Annotated in this window: 14 protein-coding genes; 7 read left to right on the forward strand and 7 right to left on the reverse strand. The window is 66.3% G+C overall.

Annotation, left to right across the window (positions count from 1 at the left end):
* Positions 1 to 14: 14 nt before the first annotated feature.
* From murB to P2G62_RS07140, 7 genes are all read right to left on the reverse strand, one after another.
* Positions 15 to 959, reverse strand: a complete 945-nt coding sequence (gene murB / locus P2G62_RS07110) for a UDP-N-acetylmuramate dehydrogenase (protein WP_275734186.1) — start codon at positions 957 to 959, stop codon at positions 15 to 17.
* Positions 960 to 1,030: 71 nt separating this feature from the next.
* Positions 1,031 to 1,852 (reverse strand): transglutaminase family protein, encoded by an 822-nt coding sequence (locus P2G62_RS07115; RefSeq protein ID WP_275734187.1) that lies wholly within the window; start codon positions 1,850 to 1,852, stop codon positions 1,031 to 1,033.
* Positions 1,853 to 1,915: 63 nt separating this feature from the next.
* On the reverse strand, positions 1,916 to 2,167 hold the full coding sequence (locus P2G62_RS07120; protein ID WP_275734188.1) for a DUF2484 family protein: 252 nt from the start codon (positions 2,165 to 2,167) through the stop codon (positions 1,916 to 1,918).
* Positions 2,164 to 3,360 carry an APC family permease gene (locus tag P2G62_RS07125; RefSeq protein WP_275734189.1) on the reverse strand — a complete coding sequence of 399 codons (1,197 nt, stop codon included), beginning with the start codon at positions 3,358 to 3,360 and terminating at the stop codon, positions 2,164 to 2,166. The genes P2G62_RS07120 and P2G62_RS07125 overlap by 4 nt, the downstream gene beginning before the upstream one ends.
* 1 nt (position 3,361) lies before the next feature.
* Positions 3,362 to 4,792 carry a UDP-N-acetylmuramate--L-alanine ligase gene (gene murC / locus P2G62_RS07130; protein WP_275734190.1) on the reverse strand — a complete coding sequence of 477 codons (1,431 nt, stop codon included), beginning with the start codon at positions 4,790 to 4,792 and terminating at the stop codon, positions 3,362 to 3,364.
* A complete protein-coding gene (locus tag P2G62_RS07135) occupies positions 4,789 to 5,883 on the reverse strand; it encodes a UDP-N-acetylglucosamine--N-acetylmuramyl-(pentapeptide) pyrophosphoryl-undecaprenol N-acetylglucosamine transferase (protein WP_275734386.1) in 1,095 nt (364 codons plus the stop codon). The genes murC and P2G62_RS07135 overlap by 4 nt, the downstream gene beginning before the upstream one ends.
* Before the next feature lie 21 nt (positions 5,884 to 5,904).
* Entirely contained in the window at positions 5,905 to 7,071 is a 1,167-nt protein-coding gene (locus P2G62_RS07140; RefSeq protein WP_275734191.1) for a putative peptidoglycan glycosyltransferase FtsW, read from the reverse strand.
* Between the two features lie 428 nt (positions 7,072 to 7,499).
* Here P2G62_RS07140 and P2G62_RS07145 point away from each other — a divergent pair, with 428 nt between their 5' ends.
* From P2G62_RS07145 to P2G62_RS07175, 7 genes are all read left to right on the forward strand, one after another.
* Positions 7,500 to 9,059 (forward strand): 2-isopropylmalate synthase, encoded by a 1,560-nt coding sequence (locus tag P2G62_RS07145; RefSeq protein WP_275734387.1) that lies wholly within the window; start codon positions 7,500 to 7,502, stop codon positions 9,057 to 9,059.
* Positions 9,060 to 9,398: 339 nt separating this feature from the next.
* Entirely contained in the window at positions 9,399 to 10,436 is a 1,038-nt protein-coding gene (locus tag P2G62_RS07150; RefSeq protein ID WP_275734192.1) for a rod shape-determining protein, read from the forward strand.
* Positions 10,437 to 10,476: 40 nt separating this feature from the next.
* Complete coding sequence (gene mreC, locus P2G62_RS07155) at positions 10,477 to 11,370, forward strand: rod shape-determining protein MreC (protein WP_275734193.1); 894 nt, start codon at positions 10,477 to 10,479, stop codon at positions 11,368 to 11,370.
* Positions 11,363 to 11,902 carry a rod shape-determining protein MreD gene (locus P2G62_RS07160; RefSeq protein ID WP_275734194.1) on the forward strand — a complete coding sequence of 180 codons (540 nt, stop codon included), beginning with the start codon at positions 11,363 to 11,365 and terminating at the stop codon, positions 11,900 to 11,902. Before mreC ends, P2G62_RS07160 begins: the two co-directional genes overlap by 8 nt.
* A gap of 10 nt (positions 11,903 to 11,912) precedes the next feature.
* Complete coding sequence (mrdA, locus tag P2G62_RS07165) at positions 11,913 to 13,832, forward strand: penicillin-binding protein 2 (RefSeq protein WP_275734195.1); 1,920 nt, start codon at positions 11,913 to 11,915, stop codon at positions 13,830 to 13,832.
* 9 nt (positions 13,833 to 13,841) lie between these two features.
* Positions 13,842 to 14,981: a rod shape-determining protein RodA gene (gene rodA, locus P2G62_RS07170; RefSeq protein WP_275734196.1), complete on the forward strand. Its 1,140-nt coding sequence runs from the start codon at positions 13,842 to 13,844 to the stop codon at positions 14,979 to 14,981.
* A 3-nt stretch (positions 14,982 to 14,984) separates the two neighbouring features.
* Positions 14,985 to 15,920: a glyoxylate/hydroxypyruvate reductase A gene (locus P2G62_RS07175; RefSeq protein WP_275734197.1), complete on the forward strand. Its 936-nt coding sequence runs from the start codon at positions 14,985 to 14,987 to the stop codon at positions 15,918 to 15,920.

The raw sequence follows: 15,920 nt of genomic DNA on the forward strand, positions 1-15,920 counted from the left end.
CCGTGGAATGTTGCTTATTCGCCCTGGTTGCGCGCGGCGCCAAATTCACCGATGCGCATGATTTCCCACTCTAACGAAATTCCCTGCGTCTGCAAAACCTTTTTGCGCACCAACTCCCCCAGATCCTCTAGATCTTGTGCCGTGGCCCCACCGGCATTGATCAGGAAGTTGGAATGCATCTCGCTCATCTGCGCGCCGCCCAGCCGCGCACCGCGCATGCCGGCGTTGTCGATCACCTTCCAGGCCTTGAGATCATGCACATCATCCGGCCGCCCGGTCGACGACGCGCCCGAGGGATTGCGGAAGGTAGACCCTGCCGAACGCTCCTTCGTCGGCTGGCTCGCATCGCGTTTGGCGATCTGGTCGTCCATCCGCGCGGCCAGCGTCGCCGGGTCTCCCTCGGCAGCCCGGAAAGTGGCGAAAATCAGCACCGCACCGTCGGGCAGGCGGCTGGAGCGATAGGAAAACTGCAGGTCTTCAGGCCCCAGCTCGACCTGCGTGCCATCGCGCAGGATCGCCGTGACCGAGATCAGGTGATCGGCGACATAGCTGCCATAGCAGCCCGCATTCATCCGCACCGCGCCCCCGATGCTGCCCGGAATGGTGCGCAGGAAGGTCAGGTCGCGCCCGGCCTCGGCCGCGCGGCGGGCGACATGCGCATCCAGCGCCGCAGCCCCCGCCACCACCGTGTCGCCCTGCACCTCGATCCCGTTGAAGCCGCGACCAAGCCGGATCACCACCGCGTGCAACCCGCCATCGCGCACGATCAGGTTCGACCCCACGCCCATCGGAAACACCGCCACATCGGCGGGCAGCGCCGCCAGAAACGCGGCCAGATCGGCCGCATCGGCGGGCTGAAACAGCCAGTCGGCCGGGCCCCCGACGCGCAGCCAGGTCAGATCGGCCAGCGGGCGGTTCGGGGTCAGCGTGCCACGGGGGGTGTAAGCGAGGTTCTGCATGGGTCGTCCTTAGCCAAAGCCGCCAATCCGGGCAAGGCCCGGGCGCGGATGGCGGCGCGGCCCGGCGGGACTCAGCCGTCGGTCTCGATCTCGACGGTATAACGCAACAGGGTGCGGACATTCGCCCCCCAAAACCCGCCTTCCAGCGGCATCGTCCCGGCCTGATCGGGGGCCGCGCACAGCGCCACATGCCCCTCGCCCACCGCCAGACCATGGGTCGGGTCGAACCCGTGCCACCCCTGCCCCAGCCAGACCTCGACCCAGGCATGCAGATGGCGCTGGCCATCGACGCTTTCGGCATGGGCCTGATAGCCCGAAACGAAGCGCGCGGGGATACCCTGCGCCCGCGCCGCCGCGATGAACAGAACCGCCAGATCGCGGCAGGCCCCGCGCGCCGAGGCCAGCGTCTCGGCCGGGGTCTGCGCATCGCCCTCCAGCCGGATCTGCCGATCGGTGCGGGTGAAAAGCTGCCGGTTGAGCAGGTCCAGAAACACCAGCGCATCGCCCCCCGCCTCGTCGGCCAGCGCCGCGGCAAAGGCCTGCACCGTGGGATCGGGGACGGGATCGCGCAGATAGGCGGCCTGCGCGGCGGATGTCGCATCCCAGGGCAAGGGCGGCAGATCGGCAGGCGGTGGCACCGGGGCGCAGGTGTCGAGGGTAAAGCGGCTTTCCACGCAGAACCGGGTGATTTCGCCCGCGAACTCCAGCGCGATCAGCTGGTTCCCGAAATCGTCGGTCAGATCGCAACGGCTTGTCGGCGCCGGGGTCACCGTCAGCTCATGGCCGTGCAGAACGCCTGCGCCCACACGCGGGGTCAACCGCAGGCGATGCGCGCCCAGTTCGACGGGCGCGGAATAGTCGTATTGCATCAGGTGCCGCACTGAGAACCGCATCGAGTCCTCCTTTGCGCCAGACTATCAATGCTGCACCGCAGCGCAAGAAGATATTAACGATGGTTAATGCGTGTCCCGGCCATGCCCCCGCAGGCGGCGCAGCAAGAAAATAAGGGGCCAACGCAGCACACTCATCCCGCCGGCCAGCACCAGAAGACCCACCCAGGGCCCGTTTTGCAGCGTCACCCAGCCCAAGAGCGGCACCCCCGTGCCGATCAGAACCCAGGCCGCGCGCCAGTGCCAGCGCGTCGGGCCCATCCCGATCAGCGTGGCGCCAAGCGCCCAGAGGCATGCGGCAAGCAGAGAAGCGTTCACAGCAGACCTCCGGCAGACAGCACAGCGGCGCCAAAGGCGGCAGCCGAGGCCAGCGTGCCGAAGACCGGCACAATCATCGGCACCCGGAACGCCGCCGCGGGCTGGCGACGCTTAAGGAACACGAGTGACAGGTTCACCAGCGTGAACACCCCCAGCAGCACCAGCGAAGTGGTCTGCGCCAGTGCCGCGACGGGCAGCAGCAGCGCCGCACAGATCGTCAGCCCGCCGATCAGGCTCGTCGCCAGAACCGGCGTGCCGAGGCGCGGGTGCGCATGCGCGAATATCCGCAGCAGCGGCGCGCGCTTGCCCAGACCGTAAAGCACCCGGGCCGCCATCACGACCTGCGCCAGAACCCCGTTCAAGGCCGCCGCCCCCGCAATCGCCGCCAGCAGGAGCGCGCCATGTCCCGCGCTTTCCCACACCAGTGCGAGCGGCCGCTCCGAACTGGCCAGCACCGCCACCGGCACCGCCCGCACGGCGGCAATCGACACTAGCAGATAAAGCGCCGTGGTGATCGCCAGCGCCGCCAGGATCGAGCGCGGCAGCGTGCGGTTGGGGTCGCGCACCTCCTCGGCCATATTCACCATGTCCTCGAACCCGATGAAGGCAAAAAACGCCAGCGCGGCAGCCGCCGCGACCCCGGCCAGCGGCAGGCTCGGCGGGGTCAGGAACTCGGCCACCGGGGGCACGCTGAAGCCCGCCCAGATCACCAGAGCCAGACCCACGACCTCGATCAGCGTCAGCACCGCGGCGAAGGCCAGCGACTCCAGCACCCCGATCAGCGCCACGCCGACCAGCACCAGCCCCAGCCCGGCGATCAGAACCTGCGCATCAATCGGCACCAGCAGGCCCAGATACCCCACACCGCCGCGCAGCACCGCAGCGGCCGAAATCATCCCCGACAGCACGATCGCCAGCCCGACCGCCACCGCCAGCCCGTGCCGGTGCAGGCCTTCCTCGACATAGGCGACCTCGCCCGCCGCTTCGGGCAGGCGCACCGACAGTTCGGCATAGGACAGCGCCGAGGGCGCGGCGATCAGGCCGGCCAGCACGAAGGCCAGCGGCGCCCAGACGCCCGCCTGCGCGGCCACCGCGCCGACCAGAACGTAGATCCCTGCGCCCACCATGACGCCGACACCGTAGGCAGTCAGCAGAACGGGCCCCAAGCGGCGCTTCAGGGTGCCCTCTGCCATCTCAGCCCCCGAGCTTGGCGGGCAGGCCGTTGGCCCAGGTGGAAATCGTGCCCGCGCCAAGGCAGACGACCATGTCGCCCGGACGGGCCTGTTCGCGCACCAGACGCGACAGGTCATCCTCGCACAGGATCGCGCGGGCGTGGCGGTGACCATGGGCGATCAGCCCGGCCACCAGATCGTCGCGCGAGGCGCCCGGGATCGGCTCCTCGCCTGCGGCATAGACTTCGGCGATGGCGACCACATCGGCCTCGTTGAAACAGGTGCAGAAGTCATCGAACAGCGAGTGCAGGCGGGTATAGCGGTGCGGCTGATGCACCGCGATGACCCGCGCGCCCGGCGCCACGGCCTGCCGCGCGGCCTTCAGCACCGCCGCGATTTCCACCGGATGGTGGCCGTAGTCGTCGATGATGGAGACCCCGCCCAGCACCTCGCCAACCTTGGTGAAACGCCGATTGACGCCACCAAAGCCCGCCAGCGCGGCGCGGATTTCTTCTTTCTTCATGCCCAGATGCCGCGCCACGGCCACCGCCGCCAGCGCGTTCGAGACGTTGTGATCGCCCGGCATCGGCAGGGTGCAACCCTCGATCACCGCGATCTTGCCGCTTTCGTCCGGGCCCTCGCCCTGCAGCGCGATGTCGAAATGCGCCACCCCCGCCGTGTAGGTCAGGTTCTGCGCGCGCACATCGGCCTGCGCGTTGAAACCGAAGGTCACCACACGGCGGTCGGTGATCTTGCCGACCAGCGCCTGCACCTCGGGGTGGTCGGTGCAGCACACCGCAAGACCGTAGAACGGGATGTTGCTGACGAAATCGTAAAACCCCTTGCGCAGCGCATCGAAGCTGCCCCAGTGCTCCATATGCTCGGGGTCGATGTTGGTGACGATGGCAATCGTCGCGGGCAGCCGGTTGAACGAGCCGTCGCTTTCATCCGCCTCGACCACCATCCATTCGCCGGCCCCGGCCCGCGCATTCGAACCGTAGGCGTGGATGATGCCGCCGTTGATCACGGTCGGGTCGAAATTGCCGCGGTCCAGCAGGGTCGCGACCATCGTCGTGGTCGTCGTCTTGCCATGGGTGCCCGCAATCGCGATGTTGCTGCGCAGGCGCATCAACTCGGCCAGCATCTCGGCGCGGCGCACCACCGGCAGGCCACGTTTGCGCGCCTCTTCCAGTTCGGGGTTGCCCTTCTTGATCGCGGTCGAGACCACGACCACCGCCGCGTCGCCCAGGTTCTCGGCGCGCTGGCCTTCAAACACGGTCGCGCCCAGTTCGACCAGCCGGTCGGTGATCTTGCTGGCCTTGGCATCCGAGCCCTGCACCCGGAAGCCCTGCGTCATCAGCACCTCGGCGATGCCCGACATGCCGATGCCGCCGATACCGACGAAATGGATCGGGCCGAGTTCACCCGGAAGTTTCGTGGCGGCAGCACTCATGACGGATTTCCTGCAAGATTTTCAACAATTTCGACCAGTCGCGCGGTGGCATCGGGCATCCCGTAGCTCAACGCGGCCCGCGCCATTTGCAACGCACCGCCCGGATTGTCCAGCACCAGCGCCACCTGTTCGGCCAGCGTCGCGGCATCACATTTGCGTTCGGGCAGCATGATCGCCCCGCCCGCATCGACTAGACCGCGGGCATTCGCCGTCTGGTGATCGCCGGTCGCGGCCGCATAGGGGATCAGGATTGCCGGGCGCCCGACCACCGAAATATCGGCAACCGAACTGGCCCCCGCACGCGAGATCACCAGCTGGCATTCGCTCAGACGGCGCGGCACGTCGGCAAAGAAGGGCTGCACCTCGGCGTCGATCCCGGCGGCGGCATAGGCGGCGATCACACGCTCCAGATCCTCTTCCCGGGCCTGATGGGCCACGCGCAGATACTGGCGCAGATGGTCGGGCAATTGCGCCAGCGCGGCAGGCACGACATCCGACAGGATCCGCGCGCCCTGGCTGCCGCCGATCACCAGCACGCTCATCGGATAATCACCCGGGGTGATATAGGCCGCGCCCGCCCGTTCCAGCACCGCGCCGCGCACCGGGTTGCCGGTATGGATGCCCTCGACGCCGGGCGGCAGATCGGTGGGCCAGGTGCCGCAGGCAAAGGCGCTGACATGTTTGGCGAAGACCCGGTTGACCTTGCCCATGATGCCGTTCTGTTCGTGGATGGCCGAGGGAATGCGCAGCACCTGCGCCGCGGCCAGTGCCGGGATCGTCGGGTAACCGCCGAACCCCACCACAACGCGGGGCCGATCGCTCATTCCCGCCATCACCGCCGACAAGACGCCCCCCGCAATGCGGAACGGCACGGCCAGCCGGGCCAGCGCACCGCCGCGTGCAAAAGTGGCCGAGGCCACCTGCTCGACCTTCACCACATGGGGAAAGCCGCCGGTGTAGCGCGCGCCCCGCGCATCGGTGCTGAGCTTGACCCGCCAGCCCCGACGCACCATCGCCTCGGCCAGTGCCTGTGCGGGGAACATATGCCCGCCGGTGCCGCCTGCGGCGATCAGCAGAAGCGGTGATTTCAGAGTGGCCATAGCGATGTTTCCCTAGTGAGAGCGGCGCGACAGGATGTCGGAAATCTGCCCCTGCGGACGGCTCCGGGTCAGCGCCAGCAACATGCCGACGGCAATACCCGAGGCGATCACCGACGAGCCGCCATAGCTGACGAAGGGCAGCGTCATGCCCTTGGCGGGCAGCAGCCGCACCGCGACGCCCATGTTGATCAGCGCCTGCACGCCGAACGAACAGGCCAGCCCGGCGCCTGCCAGACGGGTGAACGGGTCACGCTCGCGCATCAGCCGCAGCAGCGACCGCACGACCACGATCGCATAAAGCGTGATGATCGCCAGAACCAGGATCAGACCGTATTCCTCGGCCGCGACGGCGATGATGAAATCGGTATGCGCATCGGGCAGCGACCATTTCACCGTGCCCTCGCCCACGCCGACCCCGAAGAAACCGCCTTCCTGAATGGCGTTGGTGGCATAGCCGATCTGTGTGCGCGGGTCGATGTCGGTCGACAGGAAGCCGTTGATCCGGCGCGCGAAGTGTTCGGACGTGTTATAGGCCAGCAGACCGCCCGCAGCGGTCAGCCCGGCAATGCCCGACAGTAGGAACACCGGCGCCCCGGCGATGAAATACATCACCATCCAGGAAAACAGGATCAGCGAGGCCTGACCGAAGTCGGGCTGCAACGCCAGCGCCAGCACGATGATGACAGTCAGGATGAAGGAATAAAGCCGTCCGGGCGGGCCCGCCACCTCGTGCGCAGCGGCCATCATCCAGGCCGCCATGATGACGAACCCGGGCTTCAGGAATTCCGACGGCTGCACCGAGGCGAAGCCGAAGCTGAACCAGCGCACGGCGCCCTTGCCGAAATCGGTGCCAAACAGCGGCAGCAGCAGGATCGCCACGAAGGCCCCGGCAAAGCCGATCACGCCCAGGCGGCGCACCTGCGTCGGCGTCATCATCGAGATCACGCCCGCGACCCCCAGTGCCAGCACACCGAAGAACGCCTGCCGCTTGACGTAATAGAACGCCTCCAGCCCGTTCTTTTCGGCCAGCGGCACCGAGGCGGCAAGCCCAAGCAACATGCCCAGGCCGAAAAGCATCAGAATGGACGAAAGCGCCCATTTGTCGATCGTCCGCCACCAGCGCGGAAGAATCGGTTCGCCGACCCGCACGGGTGCGGTGCCAAACACCATTTCTGTCATGGGCTATACCGCCGTTACTGCCTCGAAACGCCCGTTTTCCGGGTCTGAGGCTGAGTCTAGCCCAAACTCCCCGCGCTGCCTAGGGAAACATAGGTCGAACGGCGGGCTTCCGCGAATGCCGCTGGGGCAGCATCCGCCCGCAGGCTTTCGCACGGCGCGCCGGATTTGCACTTTTCTTTTTGCGCGTGACCGATATGATCGGCGCCATGACACGGATGATGAACATTTCGACCATGCGCACCGGGGCTTTGGCCCGCGGTCTGTCCATCCGTGGTCTGCTGCTTCTTAGCTGCCTCTGAGCGTGCCTGCGGGCGCGACCGCTCGGAGGTGACCAGCGCCCAACCCAACCCCGACACCCACGCGATGCTGGCCTTCGGGGGCTGATGACGCTAAGACACATTTCAAAGAGACAGACCATGGCACAGAACATGACCGACCCCCAACGCGTATTGATTTTCGACACCACCCTGCGCGACGGCGAACAATCGCCCGGCGCCACGATGACCCATGACGAGAAGCTGGAAATCGCCCAGCTGCTGGACGAAATGGGCGTCGACATCATCGAGGCAGGCTTCCCGATTGCCTCGGAAGGCGATTTCGAGGCGGTGTCGGACATCGCGAAACGCTCGAAAAACTCGGTGATCTGCGGGCTGTCGCGCGCCAATTACAAGGACATCGACCGCTGCTGGGAGGCGGTGAAACTCGCCGCCCGCCCGCGGATTCACACCTTCATCGGCACCTCGCCGCTGCACCGCGGGATCACCAACCTCGGCCAGGACGAGATGATCGAGCGCATCGCCGACACCGTGACCCATGCGCGCAACCTGTGCGAAGACGTGCAGTGGTCGGCGATGGATGCCATCCGCACCGAGCGCGACTATCTGTGCCGTGTGGTCGAAACCGCGATCAAGGCGGGCGCCACCACGATCAACATTCCCGACACCGTGGGCTACACCCTGCCCGAGGAAAGCGCCGACATCATCCGCATGCTGCTGGAAAAGGTGCCGGGCGCGGACGAGGTGATCTTTGCCACGCATTGCCACAACGACCTGGGCATGGCCACGGCCAACGCCCTGGCCGCGGTCAGCGCGGGTGCGCGCCAGATCGAATGCACGATCAACGGGCTGGGCGAACGCGCGGGCAACACCGCCCTGGAAGAGGTGGTGATGGCCATCAAGGTGCGCCGCGACCTGATGCCCTTTGAAACCCGCATCGACACGACGAAGATCATGAACCTGAGCCGCCGCGTCGCCCAGGTCTCAGGCTTCCCGGTGCAGTTCAACAAGGCGATCGTCGGCAAGAACGCCTTCCTGCACGAAAGCGGCATCCACCAGGATGGCGTGCTGAAAAACGTCGAGACGTTTGAAATCATGCGCCCCGCCGACATCGGCATCACCGAAACCAATATCGCGATGGGCAAGCATTCGGGCCGCGCGGCACTGCGCAGCAAGCTGGCTGATCTGGGCTTCGAGATGGCCGACAACCAGCTGAACGATGTTTTCGTGCGTTTCAAGGCGCTGGCCGACCGCAAGAAGGAAATCTATGACGAGGATCTGATCGCGCTGATGGCCGACAGCGCCGCCAATACCGACACCGACTATCTGCAGGTGAAATGGCTGCGCGTGGTCTGCGGCAGCGACGGGCAGGAAGCCGAGCTGAAGATGGTGGTGGACGGGGTCGAGAAATCGGCCAAGTGCAGCGGCGATGGTCCGGTTGACGCCTGTTTCAAGGCGGTCAAGCAGATCTACCCGACCGAGGCCAAGCTGAAGCTGTATCAGGTGCATGCGGTCACCGAAGGCACCGATGCGCAGGCGACCGTCAGCGTGCGGATGGAAGAAGCCGGCCGCATCGTGACCGGCTCTGCCTCGGACACCGATACGATCCTGGCGAGCGTCAAGGCCTATGTCGGTGCGCTCAACCGGCTGCGGGTGCGCAGCCAGAAAACCGCCCCCGACGCCGATCTGAAATCGGTCAGCTACAAGCTCTGACCGCATCTGCAGGTGCGAAATCCGGGCCGTCCCGCATCGGGGCGGCCCTTTTTCATGCGCTGTCCTGCCACGAAGCAGCGTCTGCCCCGCATCGTGCTGAAAAATTGCACGGATTCGTGAATTGTTGAAAAAGTGAAAGGCAGACCACGATCTGCCGCCAGTTCCGCCCACCCAAAATCGTCAAAGGTCAAGTCATGTGGGCCGCATGCGCGGAATGCCGCGCCTTGCCCGGCCAGGATTCGGGAATCGGCTTCCGCATTTGGGGCCCATTGCCTATACGAGCGGAAACCGGACTCGGTTTCCGAGTCGCGGGGGCGGCTTATTGGGATGGGACATCAGATGGCGACTTTTGGCGGAATCTTTTCTTCCGACATGGCGATCGACCTCGGCACGGCAAACACGCTGGTCTATGTGAAGGGCAAGGGCATCGTGCTGAACGAGCCGTCGGTGGTCGCCTATCACGTCAAGGACGGCAAGAAACAGGTTCTGGCCGTGGGCGAGGACGCCAAGCTGATGCTCGGCCGCACGCCCGGCTCGATCGAGGCGATCCGCCCGATGCGCGACGGTGTCATCGCCGATTTCGACAGCGCGGAAGAAATGATCAAGCACTTCATCCGCAAGGTCCACAAACGCTCTACCCTGTCCAAGCCCAAGGTCATCGTCTGCGTCCCCCATGGCGCAACCCCGGTCGAGAAACGCGCGATCCGTCAATCCGTGCTGTCGGCGGGTGCCCGTCGCGCAGGCCTGATTGCCGAACCGATCGCCGCGGCGATCGGCGCGGGCATGCCCATCACCGATCCCACGGGGTCGATGGTCGTTGACATCGGCGGCGGCACCACCGAGGTGGCCGTTCTGTCGCTGGGCGACATTGTCTATGCCCGCTCGGTCCGCGTCGGCGGTGACCGAATGGACGAGGCGATCATCTCTTATCTTCGCCGCAACATGAACCTGCTGATCGGCGAAAGCACGGCTGAACGGATCAAGACGACCATCGGCACCGCCCGCATGCCCGACGATGGCCGCGGCGCAAGCCTGCTGGTGCGCGGGCGCGACCTGCTGAACGGCGTGCCCAAGGAAGTCGAAATCACCCAGGCTCAGGTCGCCGAGGCGCTGGCCGAGCCCGTGCAGCAGATCTGCGATGCGGTGATGCAGGCGCTGGAGGCGACGCCCCCCGATCTGGCCGCCGATATCGTCGACCGCGGCGTGATGCTGACCGGCGGCGGCGCCCTTCTGGGCGAGCTGGACCTGTCCTTGCGCGAACAGACCGGCCTGTCGATTTCGATTGCCGACCAGTCACTCAATTGTGTGGCTTTGGGCACCGGCAAGGCGCTGGAATATGAAAAACAACTGCGTCATGTGATCGACTACGACAGCTGAGGCGCCCTTTCGGCGCCGAGGCCCGCCTTGGGAGATGCCGTTGGCCCGGGACCGCGACGATCAGGATTATGCAGGACCGCTGCGCCGCATCGCGATTGCGGCGCTGGCGATTGTGCTGGCGCTGACCTTTCTGATCTGGCGCATCGACAGCCCGCGGGTTGAACGCTTCCGCGCGGGCTTCGTCGACCGCTTCGTGCCGACCTTCGACTGGGCGATGGTGCCCGTGACCAAGGTTCTGGACATGGTCGGCGGCTTTCAGTCCTACGCGCGGATCTACGAACAAAATCAGGAACTTCGCCGCGAATTGCAGCAGATGAAGGCCTGGAAGGAAGCCGCCGTTCAGTTGGAGCAGCAAAACGCGAAGCTGTTGTCGCAAAACAACGTGCGGCTGGACCCGAAACTGACCTCGGTTTCGGGCGTGGTGCTGGCCGACAGCGGCTCGCCCTTCCGGCAATCGGTGTTGCTGAACGTGGGCTCGCGCGATGGCATCGTCGATGGCTGGGCCACGATGGACGGGCTCGGGCTGGTCGGGCGGATATCCGGGGTGGGCCGATCCACCAGCCGCGTCGTGCTGCTGACCGACAGTTCCTCGCGGATACCGGTCATCATTCAGCCCTCGGGGCAGCGTGCGATCCTGACCGGGGACAACGCCCCCTTCCCGCTGGTCGACTTTCTGGAAAGCCCTGAACAGGTGCGCCCGGGCGACCGGGTGATTTCGTCGGGTGATGGCGGGGTGTTTCCGGCCGGCCTGCTGGTCGGACAAATCCTGCAAGGGCAGGACCGGCGGCTGCGGGTGCGCCTGTCTGCCGATTACGAGCGGCTGAATTTCCTGCGGGTCCTGCGCAGCCACCCGGCCGAGCAGCTGCATGATGCAGGCCCGCTGATCCCGCCCGCCCCGGTGCAGCCCGCCGCCGAAGGGGGCACCAATGATTGACCCGCTCACCACCCGCCGGATCGCGCATCGCGCGCTGTTCGTGGCGCTGGCGGCGGTGATCCTGTTTCTGCGGCTGCTGCCGGTAAATCCGATGTCGCATGGCGTGCCGGGCCCCGACCTGACGCTGGCGATGACGTTGGCCTGGGTGTTGCGGCGCCCCGATTATGTGCCTGCCCTGCTGATCGTCGCGGTGTTCTTTCTGGAAGACCTGATGTTCTGGCGCGCACCGGGGCTGTGGACACTGATCGTGCTGGCGGCCACCGAATTCCTGCGCGCCCGCGAAGTATCTTTGCGCGACATGCCCTTTGTGCTGGAACTGGCCCTGATGGGCGGGTTGATGGTGGCGATGGTGCTGGCCAACCGGATGGTGCTGGCGCTGGTGATGGTCGATCAGCCGCCGCTGGGGCTGGAATTGCTGCGCCTGCTGATGACGCTGGCCGCCTATCCCTTCGTGGTGGCCCTGTCGAAGCTGGCCTTCGGGCTGCGGCGTGCCGCGCCCGGCGAAGTGGACGCCTTCGGGCATCGGTTGTGAGGGGGGGGCGATGAGACGCTCGCAGAAACAGGCGCTGGAAAGCCGTTCGACCCTGACCCGCCGCGGGCTGATGCTGGGCGGGGCGCAGGCGGCCATCATCGCGGTGCTGGGCCTCAGGATGCGCAAGATGCAGCTGGAACAGGCCGACGAATACCGGCTGCTGGCTGACGGCAACTCGGTCAAGATCCGGCTGATCCCGCCGGCGCGCGGGCTGATCCATGACCGCAACGGCGTGTTGCTGGCCGGCAATGAACAGAATTACCGCGTCACCATCACCCGCGAGGATGCGGGCGATGTGCAAAAGGTTCTGGACGATCTGCGCCGGTTGATTCCGATGACCGATGCCGATGCCGAAGACCTGCTGGCCGACATCAAGCGCCGCCCGCCCTCGGCGCCGGTGACGGTGGCCGACCGGCTGAGCTGGGAAGAATTCTCGCGCGTGGCGGTCAATGCCCCCGCCCTGCCCGGCGTCACCCCCGAGGTCGGCCTGTCGCGCGCCTATCCGCGCGGCCCCGATTTCGCGCATATCCTGGGCTATGTCGGGCCGGTGTCGGATTACGACCTGAGCCAGATCGCCAATCCCGACCCGCTGTTGCGGATTCCGAAATTCCAGCTGGGCAAGCTTGGCGTCGAAGCCAAGATGGAGGACGATCTGCGCGGTCGTGCCGGGCAGCGCCGGGTCGAGGTGAACAGCGCCGGGCGCGAGATGCGCGAACTGGGCCGTCAGGAAGGCGAGCCGGGCAGTAACCTGCAACTGACCATCGACTACCGCCTGCAGAATTACGCACTGGCACGGCTGGGCGATGAATCGGCGGCGGCGGTGGTGCTCGATGTTCAGACCGGCGACATCATGGCGATCAGCTCGGCGCCCTCGTTCGACCCCAACCTGTTCGTGCGCGGGATTTCCAATGCCAATTACAAGATCCTGACCGAGGACGACCACCGACCGCTGGCCGACAAATCGGTGCAGGGCCTGTATCCGCCCGGGTCGACCTTCAAGATGGTGACCGCCCTGGCCGCGCTGGAGGCCGGCGTGATCGGCCCCGAGGAAACCGTTTATTGCCCGGGCCATATCGAGATGGGCGGGCGCAGATTCCACTGCTGGAAACGATCCGGGCACGGTCGGGTCAATGTGATCCAGAGCCTCGAGCAAAGCTGTGACGTGTTCTATTACGAGGTGGCGCAGAAGGTCGGCATCGACAAGATCGCCGAAATGGCGCACCGGCTGGGTGTCGGCGTGCGCCACGATCTGCCGATGTCGGCGGTGGCCGAAGGCGTGGCCCCGACCAAGGCCTGGAAGCAGGAACGCTATGGCAAGGACTGGCGGATCGGCGACACGATCAACGCCTCGATCGGTCAGGGCTATGTGCTGGCCTCGCCGCTGCATCTGGCGGTGATGGCCGCGCGGATCGCCAGCGGCCGCGCCGTGGTGCCGCGGCTGATCCGGTCACGCGACGGGGTCGAGACGCCCATCGCCGAGGCCCCGCCGCTGGATATTTCCCCCGGAATGCTCGATCAGGTGCGCCGCGGCATGAATGCGGTGATGAACGGCAGCCACGGCACCGCCCGCGGGTCGCGTATCGCCGCCAGCGAATGGAAGATGGCGGGCAAGACCGGCACCTCGCAGGTGCGCTCGGCGGTGGTGAACAACAAGGACGTGCCCTGGGAACAACGCGACCACGCGCTGTTCGTGGCCTATGCGCCCTATGACAACCCGCGCTATGCGATCAGCCTGATCGTGGAACACGGCGGCGGTGGCTCGGCCGCGGCAGCGCCGATCGCACGCGACATCCTGCTGTTTGCACTGGCCGACGGGCTACCGCCGCTTTCGGCCTATCCCGAAAACCAGCGCGGCACGATCCGCACCCGGCAGGAAGAGATGGATCTGGTCGATCCCGCCACCGTCGGCACCGCCCAAAGCCGGGCCTGAGGGGGACGCATGAGTTATCTGGAAAGCAACCTCAAGACCGTTCCGACCGGCCTGCGCAAGGTGCTGTATCTGAACTGGCCGCTGATCGTGCTGCTGACGGCAGTGGCCTGCGCGGGGTTCCTGATGCTCTATTCCGTCGCGGGCGGAAACCTGGAAACCTGGTCCGAGCCGCAGATGAAACGCTTCGGCGCAGGCATGATCGCCATGCTGGCGGTCGGCTTCACCCCGATCTGGTTCTGGCGCAACGTCTCGGCGCTGGCCTATATCTTCGCGCTCTTGCTGCTGGTCGCGGTGGATCTGTTCGGCGCGATCGGCATGGGCGCGCAACGCTGGCTGGAACTGGGCCCGATCCGGGTGCAGCCGTCAGAGCTGATGAAGGTCGCGCTGGTGATGTTTCTGGCCGCCTATTACGACTGGCTCGATATCAGCAAGGTCTCGCGCCCGCTCTGGGTGCTGATCCCGGTGGCGATCATCCTGCTGCCGACCTTTCTGGTGCTGACGCAGCCGGACCTCGGCACCGCGGTGATGCTGGTGCTGGGCGGCGGGCTGGTGATGTTCGCCGCGGGCGTCAGCCTTTGGTATTTCGGCACGGTGATCGCGCTGGTGGTGGCGCTGGTCTTCGGCGTGCTGGAAAGCCGCGGCACCGACTGGCAATTGCTGCATGACTACCAATATGCGCGGATCGACACCTTCCTCGATCCGGGCGCCGACCCGCTGGGCGCGGGCTACAACATCACCCAGGCGCAAATCGCACTGGGGTCGGGCGGCTGGTCGGGGCGCGGCTTCATGCAGGGCACGCAAAGCCGGCTGAACTTCCTGCCCGAAAAGCACACCGACTTCATCTTCACCACCCTGGCCGAGGAATTCGGCTTCGTCGGCGCGTTTTCCCTGCTGATGATCTATGCGGGGATCATCGCTGTCTCGGTGCAAAGCGCGCTTAGCAACAAGGACCGTTTCTCGAGCCTGCTGACACTGGGGGTCGCGGGGACATTCTTCTTCTTCTTCGCGATCAACATGGCGATGGTGATGGGGCTGATGCCCGTGGTGGGCGTGCCATTGCCGCTTGTATCTTACGGCGGCACGGCGATGATGATCCTGCTGGCCGCCTTCGGGCTGGTGCAAAGCGCTCATATCCACCGCCCGAGGTAACAGATGCTGACGATCCTCTATGCCGGCGCGCCCAAGATGTGGCCCGCCTATCAGCCCGCCCTGACCACCGCCCTGGCCGAGGCCGGGTTGCCCGCGCGTCTGGTGCTGCCCGACGAAGTGGCCCCCAATGCCGTCGATTACATCGTCTACGCCCCCACCGGCCCGGTGCAGGATTTCACCCCCTTCACCCACGCCCGGGCCGTGCTCAGCCTCTGGGCCGGGGTCGAGCGCGTGGTCGGCAACCCGACGCTGAGCCAGCCGCTGTGCCGGATGGTCGATGACGGGCTGGAGCGCGGCATGATCGAATGGGTCACCGGCCATGTGCTGCGCGCCCATCTGGCGATGGACCGCCATATCGTGAACCCCGACCGGATCTGGGACCAGACCGCCCCGCCGCTGGCACGCGAGCGTGGGGTGACGGTGCTGGGGCTTGGCGCACTTGGCGCGGCCTGTGCCACGACCCTGGCCGGGCTCGGATTTCAGGTCACGGGATGGAGCCGGACCCCGAAATCCCTGCCCGGCATCCACTGCGAAAGCGGGCCCGACGGGCTGCGCCGCGCACTGAAACAGGCCGAAATCCTGGTCACGATCCTGCCCAACACCCCCGAAACGACCAATCTTCTGAACGCCGAAACGCTGGCGCTGCTGCCGCGGGGCGCCACGATCCTGAACCCCGGGCGCGGCACGCTGATCGACGATGACGCGCTGCTGGCCGCGCTCGACAGCGGGCAGGTCGGGCAGGCCACGCTCGATGTGTTCCGGATCGAGCCCCTGCCCGCCGATCACCCCTATTGGGCCCATCCGCGTGTTACCGTCACCCCGCATATCGCCGCCGAAACCCGGCCCGCATCGGCCGCACGGGTGATCGCGGAAAACATCCGCCGCGATCAGGCGGGCGAACCGTTGATGCATCTGGTAGACCGCACCCGCGGATATTGA

It is taken from the genome of Paenirhodobacter sp. CAU 1674, assembly GCF_029222945.1.
In the GTDB taxonomy this organism is placed as follows: Bacteria; Pseudomonadota; Alphaproteobacteria; order Rhodobacterales; family Rhodobacteraceae; genus Rhodobacter.

What these genes read in the sequence shown, in the direction of transcription:
- murB (WP_275734186.1), bottom strand. Translation starts at nt 959, where the DNA reads ATGCAGAACCTCGCTTACACCCCCCGTGGCACGCTGACCCCGAACCGC.
- P2G62_RS07115 (WP_275734187.1), bottom strand. Translation starts at nt 1,852, where the DNA reads ATGCGGTTCTCAGTGCGGCACCTGATGCAATACGACTATTCCGCGCCC.
- P2G62_RS07125 (WP_275734189.1), bottom strand. Translation starts at nt 3,360, where the DNA reads ATGGCAGAGGGCACCCTGAAGCGCCGCTTGGGGCCCGTTCTGCTGACT.
- murC (WP_275734190.1), bottom strand. Translation starts at nt 4,792, where the DNA reads ATGAGTGCTGCCGCCACGAAACTTCCGGGTGAACTCGGCCCGATCCAT.
- P2G62_RS07140 (WP_275734191.1), bottom strand. Translation starts at nt 7,071, where the DNA reads ATGACAGAAATGGTGTTTGGCACCGCACCCGTGCGGGTCGGCGAACCG.
- P2G62_RS07145 (WP_275734387.1), top strand. Translation starts at nt 7,500, where the DNA reads ATGACCGACCCCCAACGCGTATTGATTTTCGACACCACCCTGCGCGAC.
- P2G62_RS07150 (WP_275734192.1), top strand. Translation starts at nt 9,399, where the DNA reads ATGGCGACTTTTGGCGGAATCTTTTCTTCCGACATGGCGATCGACCTC.
- P2G62_RS07160 (WP_275734194.1), top strand. Translation starts at nt 11,363, where the DNA reads ATGATTGACCCGCTCACCACCCGCCGGATCGCGCATCGCGCGCTGTTC.
- mrdA (WP_275734195.1), top strand. Translation starts at nt 11,913, where the DNA reads ATGAGACGCTCGCAGAAACAGGCGCTGGAAAGCCGTTCGACCCTGACC.
- rodA (WP_275734196.1), top strand. Translation starts at nt 13,842, where the DNA reads ATGAGTTATCTGGAAAGCAACCTCAAGACCGTTCCGACCGGCCTGCGC.
- P2G62_RS07175 (WP_275734197.1), top strand. Translation starts at nt 14,985, where the DNA reads ATGCTGACGATCCTCTATGCCGGCGCGCCCAAGATGTGGCCCGCCTAT.